Origin of the sequence: Priestia sp. YIM B13551, from assembly GCF_042787905.1 — a bacterium.
GTDB lineage: Bacteria > Bacillota > Bacilli > Bacillales > Bacillaceae_H > Priestia.
The window spans coordinates 26,863-38,601 of record NZ_JBHZOX010000008.1; the positions used below are offsets into that span (position 1 = coordinate 26,863).

The 11,739-nt window shown below is 37.4% G+C and carries 16 protein-coding genes and 1 pseudogene; 7 read left to right on the plus strand and 10 right to left on the minus strand.

Features of this window, described 5'->3' with window-relative positions; translation table 11 throughout:
* Positions 1-245 precede the first annotated feature (245 nt).
* Positions 246-680, plus strand: coding sequence for an HIT family protein (locus tag ACFX4N_RS25765; RefSeq protein ID WP_192101066.1), 435 nt, complete (start codon positions 246-248; stop codon positions 678-680).
* Positions 681-782: 102 nt separating this feature from the next.
* Here the strand turns inward: ACFX4N_RS25765 and ACFX4N_RS25770 are convergent, their stop codons facing one another.
* From ACFX4N_RS25770 to ACFX4N_RS25780, 3 genes are all read right to left on the minus strand, one after another.
* Positions 783-2,678, minus strand: a complete 1,896-nt coding sequence (locus ACFX4N_RS25770) for an acyltransferase family protein (RefSeq protein WP_057274994.1) — start codon at positions 2,676-2,678, stop codon at positions 783-785.
* Between the two features lie 303 nt (positions 2,679-2,981).
* Entirely contained in the window at positions 2,982-3,425 is a 444-nt protein-coding gene (locus ACFX4N_RS25775; protein WP_013055318.1) for a GNAT family N-acetyltransferase, read from the minus strand.
* A 17-nt stretch (positions 3,426-3,442) separates the two neighbouring features.
* Complete coding sequence (locus ACFX4N_RS25780; protein ID WP_025752934.1) at positions 3,443-3,997, minus strand: PadR family transcriptional regulator; 555 nt, start codon at positions 3,995-3,997, stop codon at positions 3,443-3,445.
* 253 nt (positions 3,998-4,250) lie between these two features.
* Here ACFX4N_RS25780 and serC point away from each other — a divergent pair, with 253 nt between their 5' ends.
* Positions 4,251-5,348 (plus strand): 3-phosphoserine/phosphohydroxythreonine transaminase, encoded by a 1,098-nt coding sequence (gene serC / locus ACFX4N_RS25785; protein ID WP_013055316.1) that lies wholly within the window; start codon positions 4,251-4,253, stop codon positions 5,346-5,348.
* Between the two features lie 124 nt (positions 5,349-5,472).
* Complete coding sequence (locus ACFX4N_RS25790) at positions 5,473-6,003, plus strand: tryptophan transporter (protein WP_029320787.1); 531 nt, start codon at positions 5,473-5,475, stop codon at positions 6,001-6,003.
* A gap of 257 nt (positions 6,004-6,260) precedes the next feature.
* Here the strand turns inward: ACFX4N_RS25790 and yhzF are convergent, their stop codons facing one another.
* Complete coding sequence (gene yhzF, locus ACFX4N_RS31115; protein ID WP_473964686.1) at positions 6,261-6,479, minus strand: membrane protein YhzF; 219 nt, start codon at positions 6,477-6,479, stop codon at positions 6,261-6,263.
* A 73-nt stretch (positions 6,480-6,552) separates the two neighbouring features.
* Between yhzF and ACFX4N_RS25795 the strand changes: the two genes are divergently transcribed.
* On the plus strand, positions 6,553-6,948 hold the full coding sequence (locus tag ACFX4N_RS25795) for a YtxH domain-containing protein (RefSeq protein ID WP_013055314.1): 396 nt from the start codon (positions 6,553-6,555) through the stop codon (positions 6,946-6,948).
* A gap of 113 nt (positions 6,949-7,061) precedes the next feature.
* Entirely contained in the window at positions 7,062-7,658 is a 597-nt protein-coding gene (locus ACFX4N_RS25800; protein ID WP_014461677.1) for an HTH-type transcriptional regulator Hpr, read from the plus strand.
* A gap of 3 nt (positions 7,659-7,661) precedes the next feature.
* On the opposite strand, the gene ACFX4N_RS25805 is transcribed toward ACFX4N_RS25800, so the two are convergent.
* On the minus strand, positions 7,662-8,006 hold the full coding sequence (locus tag ACFX4N_RS25805; RefSeq protein WP_013055313.1) for a DUF1878 family protein: 345 nt from the start codon (positions 8,004-8,006) through the stop codon (positions 7,662-7,664).
* Between the two features lie 476 nt (positions 8,007-8,482).
* Between ACFX4N_RS25805 and ACFX4N_RS25810 the strand changes: the two genes are divergently transcribed.
* Positions 8,483-8,662, plus strand: a complete 180-nt coding sequence (locus tag ACFX4N_RS25810) for a hypothetical protein (protein WP_013055312.1) — start codon at positions 8,483-8,485, stop codon at positions 8,660-8,662.
* A 35-nt stretch (positions 8,663-8,697) separates the two neighbouring features.
* On the opposite strand, the gene ACFX4N_RS25815 is transcribed toward ACFX4N_RS25810, so the two are convergent.
* Both ACFX4N_RS25815 and ACFX4N_RS25820 read right to left on the minus strand, forming a co-directional pair.
* Positions 8,698-8,793 (minus strand): YjcZ family sporulation protein, encoded by a 96-nt coding sequence (locus ACFX4N_RS25815; RefSeq protein ID WP_016762974.1) that lies wholly within the window; start codon positions 8,791-8,793, stop codon positions 8,698-8,700.
* Positions 8,794-8,829: 36 nt separating this feature from the next.
* Complete coding sequence (locus tag ACFX4N_RS25820; RefSeq protein WP_078081447.1) at positions 8,830-8,919, minus strand: YjcZ family sporulation protein; 90 nt, start codon at positions 8,917-8,919, stop codon at positions 8,830-8,832.
* 307 nt (positions 8,920-9,226) lie between these two features.
* Between ACFX4N_RS25820 and ACFX4N_RS25825 the strand changes: the two genes are divergently transcribed.
* Positions 9,227-10,150, plus strand: coding sequence for a peptidylprolyl isomerase (locus tag ACFX4N_RS25825; RefSeq protein ID WP_057274992.1), 924 nt, complete (start codon positions 9,227-9,229; stop codon positions 10,148-10,150).
* A 42-nt stretch (positions 10,151-10,192) separates the two neighbouring features.
* Here the strand turns inward: ACFX4N_RS25825 and ACFX4N_RS25830 are convergent, their stop codons facing one another.
* The 3 genes and pseudogenes from ACFX4N_RS25830 to ACFX4N_RS25840 form a co-directional block, all read right to left on the minus strand.
* The gene (locus ACFX4N_RS25830; protein ID WP_013055310.1) at positions 10,193-10,375 is read right to left on the minus strand and encodes a sporulation YhaL family protein; all 183 of its coding nucleotides are present in this window, start codon (positions 10,373-10,375) and stop codon (positions 10,193-10,195) included.
* A gap of 65 nt (positions 10,376-10,440) precedes the next feature.
* Positions 10,441-11,382, minus strand: a complete 942-nt coding sequence (gene yhaM / locus ACFX4N_RS25835) for a 3'-5' exoribonuclease YhaM (protein ID WP_013055309.1) — start codon at positions 11,380-11,382, stop codon at positions 10,441-10,443.
* A 131-nt stretch (positions 11,383-11,513) separates the two neighbouring features.
* Positions 11,514-11,727, minus strand: a pseudogene (locus tag ACFX4N_RS25840) (hypothetical protein).
* Positions 11,728-11,739: the final 12 nt, after the last annotated feature.

The following is an 11,739-nucleotide window of genomic DNA, read 5'->3' on the forward strand; positions in this document are numbered from 1 at the left end:
TTTTCAAGTTACTGTTTCATTAGGCAATGCAATTACGTAAATGAGGTGTTCCTTAAAGATCATATGCTGCATTAAAAGCTATTTTTTCCTTCTTCACATGACGGGATGCATAATCGTTTGCATCCCGTTTTTGTGTATAAAATGCCAGTAGCTATTTCTTGCCTGCTGATTGCATTTCTACTTTGTGGTAAAATAAACGTACATGTATACCCATACATTTATATTGGTAACGGAAGGTGAACATAATGAGCACACATGATGAAAATTGTATTTTTTGCAAAATTATTCGCGGTGAAATCCCAGGTGCAAAAGTATTTGAAAATGAACATGTATTAGCTTTTTTAGACATTAGTCAAGTAACAAAAGGTCATACGCTGGTGATTCCAAAAGTACATAAAAAAGACATTCACGAACTAACGCCGGAAATTGCGCGCAATTTGTTTGAAGTGGTTCCTCAAATCGCAAATGCAATTAAAAAAACATACAGCCCAATCGGCTTAAACATCTTAAATAATAATGGTGAAAAAGCTGGTCAATCCGTGTTTCATTATCATATGCACATTATTCCTCGCTATGGGGAAGGGGATGGATTCGGTGCTGTATGGAAAGAGCATACAAGCGAATACACGCCTGAAAAACTTCAAGAAATCGCTGGCAATATTTCTTCTCGCCTTTCTTGAAACAAAAAAAGCTTACACATGTAAGCTTTTTTTGTTTTATCTATTCATTTGACACATGTTTAATCAGTTTGTGATATAAAACATCGTACGGCTTTTCACTTATTATGAACGACTTTCCGCCTTAACTTCTAAATTCATACGTTCTTCAATCAATTTTGTTAATGCTCTTGATCCTTCAGGTACCAAGTGGACACCATCTGATGTAAAGTATTCAGGGTGCTTAGAAGCCTCTGAGTACCAATCTACGAGCGTGACGTGACCAAACTTTTCAGAGGCAGCTTTCAAGTTCTTGTTCACCGTGCTTTCCCACGAACGAGGAACGCGCGTATTCACTAAGTAAACGTCCGCGTGTGAAAAAGCTTTTACCAGTTGTTCAAGTTCTTCATTTGTAAAATAGCCGTTTGTTCCTAACTCAATAATCACTGCGCTGTTCGGATTATTAAATGCTTGATAGCTAGGAGTTAGCTGCAGTGCTTCATTGAGCTGCCTTCCTACTTTTCCGTCAATCGTAATACTAAGCGGCATCTCTTTAAGATTTGGAGCAATATCCAGCATGACCGAGTCTCCAATCGCAAGAACATCTCTGTAAGAATTCGGCTGCTGTTTTTCTTTGGCATCAGATTTTTCTTCCGCGGAACTCTTTTCCGCGTTCTCTGCTTTTTTATCATCCGCTTTGTTCTTGTCTTTGACAGAAGTTGAAGCATTTTCTTTATGATTCGTTTGAATTTTAACCTCTGTCTCTTTTGCTGTCGTTTCATCCTTTTGCTGCGTACTAATAGCAAAGCTTGTCATATCCGCTGTAAACAGCGCCAAAAAGAAAATGAGACTGCCCAAAACCGCTTGTCTCGAACGAGAGAGATTACGCCATTTAAAAAGCTCTCTCGGATGGTAGTGCCGGAAATAATAGCGAAAGCCGCGTGTGCGGATAGGCACTTCGATGTAACGGTAAGAAAGTTCAGCAATGATAAATGTAAGGCCTACTTGTAACAGCGCATGCCAATAGACCGGGCGGCCAATCTCGGATACAGGTGTTGTAAGAACAATAACCGGATAATGCCACAAATAGATACCGTATGATCTAGTACCAAGCCAGCGAAGCGGTTTAAACGACAGAGCTTTTCCTAAAAAACTACTAGGATGACTAATCGTTGCAACCAGTACAGCAGCGTTTAAACAAATCAGCAGCATTCCACCTTGATAAAGAAAAGATGCATGAGTATACTCATCAACGCTCCATACGCAGAGAATAAATATAAAGAAACTCACTATACTTACCGCGTTTAATACTTGCTTGCCTACGGCTGGAAGATTTTTTGATGACAAACGATACATCGGCCAGACAAATGCAAGTAAACAGCCGATTAAAAGGGCAAACAGCCGAGTATCGGTTCCATAATAAATGCGGCTAGGATCTCCTCCTGGCTCATATAAAAAAGACATTAGAATAGCTGAGGCCATTACTCCAGCTAAAATGAATAGAGAAAGAATTCCTCTCTTTTTGATAAATTTTAAACCCAACAATAAAACAAGTGGCCACACAATATAAAACTGCTCTTCAATAGCAAGTGACCATAAGTTCTTTAATGGTGACGGTGACCCAAAACTATCAAAATATGAAACTTTATGAAAAATAAACCACCAGTTACTCATATAAAAAATAGACGATAATGCATCGCCTCGTAGCGTTGTTAACAATGGTCGGTTAAATAAAATAACCCAAGCTGCAGTTAATACGACCATCACATACACAGCTGGAAGAAGTCTTCTCGTTCGGCTGATCCAAAAATGCTTCAAATTTTTCAAAGGATTTTCCCAAGATTGCACCAGTAAAATCGAGGTAATTAAATACCCTGATAATACAAAGAAAACGTCAACTCCTAGAAATCCTCCAGATGCCCATCCAAATCCTAAGTGATATGCAATGACAGACATAACAGCGAAAGCTCGAAGTCCATCCAAACTATATATATACCTATTTTTCTTTTCCTTTGCACTCATAAAAATGCCTCCAAGCAATATGTACAACAAATTTCTTTCCCAATCAATATTAAGAATATTACGTAATTGTTACATTTTTGTTACAAAAATCATTATATACAATATTATTACTTTCTTCAATATATCACTTACTTAAAATCAAAGAATAAGCAAAAAGAAACAAATTCATTATCTATCTTATTCATAAATTACTAATTTAGTAGTAGTCATATCGATTCTATCTGCGCAGTACTAAAGCCTAACATCTTTCTTTCACCTTACCCGTTTCAGAAATAGAAAAACTTCACACAATTGGTGAAGTTTCTAAGGTGTCTTTAGCATATCTACGTGGGGAAGCCCTTCATCTGAATAAATATCGGAAATAGGTCTAAAACCAAACGATTCATAAAATGTTTGAAGTCTGCTTTGAGCTTGAATTTTAATTGTCTTCTCGTGCAACTCATTCTCTAAAAAATCAATTCCTCTTGCTACTAGCTCTCTTCCGAGACCTGTACCGCGCTGTGCTTGTTTCACAATAATGCGCCCCAGAGAAGCCTCCCGATAGCTAATTCCTTTTGGTAAAACTCTAAGGTATGCGATAATTTTCTCATTCTCTTTTTTGAACAAGTGATAAGCAAGTTTGTCTTTTCCATCTACTTCTAAGTAAGCACACTTCTGTTCGACAACAAAAATAGCAGTGCGAACCTGTAGAATTTCATAAAGCTCATCGTTTGTCAGCTCTTGAAATGATTTTATGCACCAAGTCATGATCCGCTCACCTTTTCTTATTGTTCTTTTTCAATTAAATTCAGCGTACGTTCAAGCCAATTGATATAGCTTGTCTCCCGGTCTTGAGCGCGAGATAGCACCAAATAATGACCAAATTGAGGAGACGAAACGGTAATGTGATGATTAACTTGTTCCAAAAGATCATCCATTCGTTTCTTTAAAAAAGTTAGCTTCACTTTCCTGCTTGATAGTTGATTATCTATTTGTTGCTTTAACTCTTCTATTGACATGGATGAAGCAAAATAAGCTTTTAACATAAATTCATCTTTAGTTGTTTCAGGAATAGGATCAATTGTAGTGAGCCACTTGCTTAACTCGGCCCTTCCTTCTTCCGTTATCGAATACATCTTTTTTTCTAATTTCTTGCCTTGAATCACGGTTTCATAGCGAATAAATCCCTCTTCTGTTAATCGCTTTAACTCGGGATAAATCTGGCTGTGCTTAGCACTCCAAAAATTACCGACCTCTTCTTTAAAAAGTCTGGTAATGTCATACCCGCTGAGCTCCTTCTGATCTAAGAGCCCTAATATTGCATATTTTAATACTCTCATTCTGTTCCTCCACATTATTTCTTCCATCAGTATAGCATATAAACATTTCATTTACATGTTTGCCAAAACATGTTTGCGTATACTTTTTATTTATCTTTTTTCTATTATTTTCTCTTTACAGATTAATTTAAATTTTTGAAAAGTTACCTCCACAATCAATGGTTTTCATGATAGTATAATGATATTCTTTCTGACATCAGTCATTAGCCATTTTGTATGATGAGTGTTCGAACTAATTTGAGGAGGAATTAATGTGATTACGTTAAACAGAGCTTATAATTTTAATGCAGGTCCGTCTGCGCTTCCCCTACCTGTCTTACAACTTGCTCAAGAGGAGCTAGTTAATTTTAAAAATACGGGTATGTCTGTGATGGAATTATCACATCGCAGCAAAGAGTTTGAAGATGTATTAACACATGCTAAAGAAACACTCACGGAATTGCTTAATATTCCAGATACACATGAAATTTTATTCCTGCAGGGCGGAGCAAGCCTGCAATTCTCTATGATTCCAATGAACTTCTTAGCTCCCGATCAAGTCGGTGCATATGTACTAACTGGATCATGGTCAGAAAAAGCATTAAAAGAAGCAAAGAAACTTGGAAAAACAGCAGTGGTTGCTTCTACTAAAGAAGAGAACTACCGCTCTATTCCAGCTTTAGATGATGTAAAGCTTCCAAAAGAAGAGATTGGGTACTTGCATATCACGTCCAACAATACCATTTTTGGTACACAATGGGCTGACTATCCTTCTATTGAAGGAGTAGACTTAATTGCCGACATGTCAAGCGACATTCTTTGCCGTCAAATTGATGTATCTAAGTTCTCACTCATTTATGCTGGTGCTCAGAAAAACCTCGGACCATCTGGTGTCACGGTTGTCATTTTGAAGAAAGAATTGCTTAAACGTATTCCTGAAGGTTTACCAACAATGCTGAATTATGAGACACACGTAAAGAGCAACTCTCTTTACAACACTCCTCCAACGTTTGGCATTTATATGCTTTCACTTGTTTTAGATTGGATTAAAGAACAAGGTGGCGTTAAAGCAATTGAAGCCCAAAATCATAAAAAAGCTAAGTTACTCTATACAAGCATGGAACGTTCAAATGGTTTCTATACCCCTCACGCTACAGAGGAAAGCCGATCAATTATGAACGTAACGTTTACTTTACCAACCGATGAGTTAACGACTGCGTTTTTACAGCAAGCAAAAGAAAAAGGCTTCGTAGGATTAGCTGGACACCGTTCAATCGGCGGATGCCGCGCTTCTATTTACAATGCTGTACCGCTTGAAGCGTGTGAAGCTCTTGCCGTCTTTATGGATGAATTTGCACAGGCAAACGTATAATTGGCAGAATCAGCTGATTCTTTTTTCACATAAATATGTTATAATCAGTATGTAAATATATGCAATGGGCATAGACGCACTATTGGTATATTTCGAGCTTAGCTTAGAAGAGGAGAGATGAGAAATGAATACAAAAGTTTTAGTTTCTTTAGCGTTATTAGTCGGAATTGGAGCGGTTCTCCACACGGTGGTACCTCCTATTTTATTTGGAATGAAGCCAGATATGATGTTAACAATGATGTTTTTGGCAATCCTGTTGTTTCCTAGCGTAAAAAATGTTGGGTTAGTTGCCCTAACAACAGCAGCTATTTCTGCTTTAACAACAAGCTTTCCTGGCGGACAAATTGCAAACTTAGTTGATAAACCAATTACAGCATTTGTTTTCTTTGCATTATTTATGCTTGTGAAAAAAGCAACAGGCATTAAAACACCAGTTGCCGCTGCTTTAACAGCTGTTGGCACACTCGTATCAGGAACCGTATTCTTGTCAGCTGCCGCGCTAATCGTCGGCTTGCCGGGCGGAAACAGCGTCATGGCGCTTGTTGCTGCGGTTGTATTACCTGCAACAGTAGTAAATACAATCGTTATGGTCGTTATTTATCCAATTGTTCAATCCGTTCTAAAACGCACAAGCATCAAAGCAAAATTATCGTAACGTCAAGAGCCTGATTTAATTAAGAATCAGGCTCTTTTTTTACACCAAAAGCTAAGGCCCGCCAAAGCGTGGCGGACCTTTAGATAAAACGGTTCATTTATAGTATGTTGCTGATCTTTTAGAGACAGCCTAAAGTTCGACTCTTAACTTTTTGTTTAAAAAGAAATGGTACAGGATGCTTTTCACTTAAATTTCATTTGCAGCTCATACAATAGGTATGAAGACTTACTATGTAATAAAGGTTTAAGTTCCCCATCCTAGGTTACATAATAAAGTATAAGCGCCAATAAAAAACTCGCAAAAGCCACTGTCGCACATGTAAGAGACTTTTGTTTCAGCACATGTTTAGGTGGATATGATGCCGTTCTAGTCGTAAGGCTAAACCATTTAAAGGCAGCCAGAAAAAAACTCAGGCTAATCATCAAAAGAATGAATAAAGCTACCCCATGTTGATAACCTCCTTCTTTTGTATAAATCTATGCTATTTTTTTATGATTATGTCAGAAGGAAGTGTTAGCAATTACTTTACTATATAGGAGGAAATAAATAATGAGCAGAATGAAAAAACTAGCAGCTGGAGCAGCAATCGGAAGCACCGTAGCCGCTATTACAACGCTTCTTGTTACTCCATATTCAGGACGAGAACTTAAACAGCGTGTCAGCTCTCGAAAAGACCGAGTTAACGCTTCACAACAAGAGCTCTCAACAAAAATAAAAGCTGTTTCTCAACAAGTACAAATGACCGCCAGAGAAGGAAATACTATAGTGAAAAATATCGCAAGTGACCTTTCTACTACCCTTGGTCAGTTTAAAGAAGAAATTGTCCCTCATAAGGAATCCCTTCAGCATCATTTGAAAGAAATCCAAAATTCTTTGTCAAACCTAGAGGAACATGTACAGACAACTAAAAATCCCAATGAAAAAATTGACAAAAAAGAAGGTTAGAACGCCTTCTTTTTTAATTTTTTAAAATTTTGTAAATTTATATCTTTATAATTTTTTATTTTATTGGCATAATAGAAGATAAATAAAAAAAGAGACTAAGTAGGTGGGAGAAGATGAAAAAGACTAGTGATCAAGATTACAGTTTGAAAGAAGCACTTCTATTTAGCCAACGCATTGCCCAATTAAGTAAAGCCCTTTGGAAAACCGTAGAGAAGGATTGGCAGCAATGGATTAAGCCTTATGACCTTAATATTAACGAGCATCATATTTTATGGATTTCATATCATTTAAACGGGGCTTCCATTTCCGAAATTGCCAAGTTTGGAGTTATGCATGTTTCTACTGCATTTAACTTCTCCAAAAAACTAGAAGAACGAGGTTTACTTGAGTTTTCTAAAAAAGAAAGCGACAAGCGAAATACGTACATTCAGCTGACAGATAAAGGCGAGGCCATTTTATTAGATTTAATGGAACATTACGAACCTTCTAATAATTCAGTGTTCAGCGGCGCACTTCCGTTGCGCGACTTGTACGGCAAATTCCCTGAGTTTATGGAACTAATGACCGTCATCCGCAAAATTTACGGTGAAGATTTTATGGATATCTTCGAGCGATCTTTCCATCATATCGAAGAAGAATTCACTGAAGAAGATGGCAAGCTTGTCAAGAAAGATAAAGAGAACCACCAGGAGACTATTTCAAACTCTTAATGGTTAGTCCCTTATCCATTGAATAATTTCAAAAAATTCATTCATCACATCTTGATAAGAAGGTTGATAACGAAGCGATTCGACCGTCTCTCTAGGATTTAATTTATAATTCAGCATGCCAACAAATTGTGTAAGAAGCGGAACAAAGTCTGTTAGACCTTCCGCTTTTTGCTCAATATATTCGTTTTTTGTATCTTCACACAGAATTAAAATTTCCTCTACTTCCTTCTTTGTAAGCTGATTTCTTACCACTAAATCAATAAATGGTTTAGCTTCTTGTTCAGATGTCCCAGATAACAGTTTTATGTAATATTCTAAACGTGATACTCGAGATTCTAAAGTTTCCATCCGCTTCCCCTACTCCTTCAACGTTCATATACCTCTACTCCATATTGTACATGATTCATTCATGTTCTTCCAAATAATTCTTTCTTCGTCATTCACATTTCCTGTTTGAGTAGCACCTTATAAAGATTTTCATATACTGATTATGTACTCACTGCATATATTAATATAAATCCCTCTGTCCTTTTTAACAATCCTTTTGCACAATGGCTAATTGTTACTCATTTCTTATCCATTCACTTTGCTATTTCGTTTAAAACCTATTTCTCAACTTCTTAACTACCCTTTATAAAATAAAAACCGCATTTCTGTGTAAATACCTTTTGAAATTCTTTGCTCAACTGTATATATAACTATCTATTTTACCGCTTTTTTGGTAATGTTAATATAGATATTTGTAAATTCATACAAAGCTGTACTATATAAATGACTATAAGACTTTTTGTCTTCGTCACACTGATTTTGTTAGGGGGATTTTTATGTACATATTCTTTATTGTATTTGCACTATTCATTTTATTCTACATCAATGCACTAACAAATACATTGTGTATTCAAAAAGAAATTCCAGCTGAAAAACAGCCTAAAGTTTTTCGTACGATTAATGTATTAATTACCATTTTATTAGTTTCATCTTATATTGAAGTATCATTTACATAAAAAACGGTGAGATGTCTCACCGCTTTTTTATAGGCTTAGCAAAAACAGCTAGCTCCGATGATAACTAATAAGATGAATAATACGACTAATAGCGCAAATCCACTGCCGTATCCGCATCCGTAAGAACCCATATCTATCGCCCCTTTCCTTTTATATTCATCTGTTTCCTAGTGATAACATGCACAACCAACAATGACTAATAAGATAAACAGTACAACTAATAGTGCAAAACCGCCTCCATGTCCGCATCCGCTCATTTGAGCACCCCCTTTGTTTACTAATACTGCATCTTATGCATCAGCTCAAAAAACGTCTAGGCTTTTAGCCCAAACTCCATAATTTATTTCTCTTGCTTCTCGTTTGGAGATTACTCTGTGAGTTTGTCCACCATTTTGAAAACGCTTTATAAAAAAGCTATCATAAGCGTATAATCACTCCATGCTTAGTGGAAAATAAATGTAAATTTACGTGGTTTTAACTTCATTTGCTAACATCAGGAAATGTGATATAGTAAATCTTGAGTCAAGCTACATAAGTAAAAATGATGAGTAGGAGTGTTTACGTATGAAAAAAAGCTTAGTTGCACTAACAACGGCAGCCAGTCTCGTTGCTTTATCAGCATGCAGTGGGGGAAATGATGCTTCAAATGCAAACGATTCTTCAAAAGTAATTGTAGAAACAAAAGCAGGCAATATCACTCAAAGTGATTTGTATAAGCAAATGAAAGATACAATCGGACAAGACCAATTTAATACACTCGTACGAAGCGTTACCGAAGAAAAAGTATTGAGTAAAAAATATAAAGTAACGGATAAAGAGCTTGATCAGCAGCTGAACATTCTAAGAGAACAATACGGTGATCAGGTGGATTCAGTTATTAAGCAAAAAGGCGAAAAAGAAGTCAAAGATATGCTAAAAGTTGATATTCTCCGTGAAAAAGCTGCTACAGCAGGCATTAAAGTATCGGACAAAGAACTGAAAAAAGCCTATGATGAGTATAAAGCTCAAAAACCTCAAATTCGCGCAAGTCATATTTTAGTAAAAGACGAGAAAACAGCAAACGAAGTGGAAGCGAAAATCAAAAAAGGCGAGGACTTTGCTAGTCTGGCAAAAGAATATTCAACGGATCAGCAGTCTGCCGCTAACGGCGGGGATTTAGGCTACTTCGGTGAAGGCCAAATGGTTAAAGAATTTGAAGAAGCGGCTTACAAGCTGAAAAAAGGTGAAGTAAGTAAACCAATCAAAACAGAGTACGGCTACCATATCATTAAACTAGTCGATAAAAAGAAAGTAGAATCGTTTGAGAAAAAGAAACCCGAACTTGAGCAGCAAATCAAACGTTCAAAAGTAGATCAAGCAGAAGCAAACAAGAAGATTCAAAAAGAGCTTGATAAAGCAAAAGTAGAAGTGAAAGACAAAAATGTAAAACCAATTTTCGAAGAAGGTGCGACAGATAGTCAATCTGGCGTAGAAACTCCTCAGCAGTAATGCTAAGAGCCTGTCACTCATGTGACAGGCTCTTTTATATAATCAGATGGAATCGCTGTTGCGTCTTTCTTTTTCCACTTGCATTCTTTCGATGAAGACTTGTCCCTCTTTTTCAATAAACGAATCATCCACTTGCTTATCATGTTGTGCAGCACGAATCGCCATAAATCCACTAAAGAAAATGCCTGCTACAACTAAATAAATCCAAATTGGTAGTGTCACCATATATTGATCCCCCATCACAGTTATTTACAACCACTATATGCGAAGGAAGAAAGACTTATACCTTTTTAATCAATCGTTGGTTTATAAAATGAGCGATTATCAAGTGCAAAAATACGCTCTGTAAACTCACCGGGCTTCACTTTTGTTAATGCTCGGTCCAGCATATTCATTTTAGCGTCTACATTGTCAATCAAATGAAGCATCTCAGCCTCTTTAATTAACGGCTTTTTCGGACTTCCCCACTCTTCCTTACCGTGATGCGATAATACAAGGTGCTGAAGAAGCATAACCTCTTCTCCTTCGATCGCTAATTCTTCTGCCGCTTTTCCAATTTCATTCACCATAATCGAAATATGGCCAAGCAGGTTCCCTTCGACTGTGTATATCGTCGAAACAGGACCTGAAAGTTCAAATACTTTGCCAAGGTCATGAAGAATAACTCCAGCGTACAGCAAGTCGCGGTTTAAGCTTGGATAAAGGGTTGAAAATGACTCAGCCAGCTTCAGCATAGACACCACATGGTAGGCAAGTCCCGATACAAACTCATGGTGATTTTTAGTTGCTGCCGGATATTCTAGAAATTCCGTTTGATATTTTTTAAACAAATGGCGAGTAATGCGCTGGACATTCGAATTTTTCATTTCGAATATACTCTTTGTAATATGTTCGACCATTTCTTCTTGAGATAAAGGCGCCACTTCTAAAAAGTCAGATGTGCGCACTCCGTCCTGCGGCTGTGCAGGACGAATGTTGCGTATTTTCAGCTGGTTGCGCCCGCGGTAATTCATTACTTCTCCAGCAGCTCGCACAATCTTTTGAGCAGCATAATTTTCCTCGTCATCTGGGGAAGCATCCCACAGCTTGGCTTCAATATCACCTGTTTTATCCTGCAGGATTACCGTTAAAAATGGCTTTCCATTGCTTGCAATTCCTCTCGTTGAGGATTTAATTAAAAAATAAAGATCAACTTGCTCTCCTACTTCGTATTGAGCAATTCCTTTTGTCATGATCTTTTCCTCCTTACTACTTCATTCTATGTATTTGATAGCAAAGCTCTTATCGCTTCGTCCGCTTATTTACAGCTCTTTACATTTCATTTTACCATCGCTTGGCACCGAATGCACGGGTAGACGCTTTTTCATACAAGATGAGATTGCGACATAACAAAATCAATGCAATCTAAAGACGAACAAATTGGATAAAGGAGCTGAACTGCTTGAGACACCGCTGTTGATTTCCGTGCAAGACTTCGCTTTCCGCGGGAGGGCACTGAGCCTCCTCGTCGCTTCCGCTCCTGCGGGGGTCTCACCTATTCCGCTTTTCCCGCAGGAGTCTTCGTCTTGCTCTCCAATACACAGCTAGAA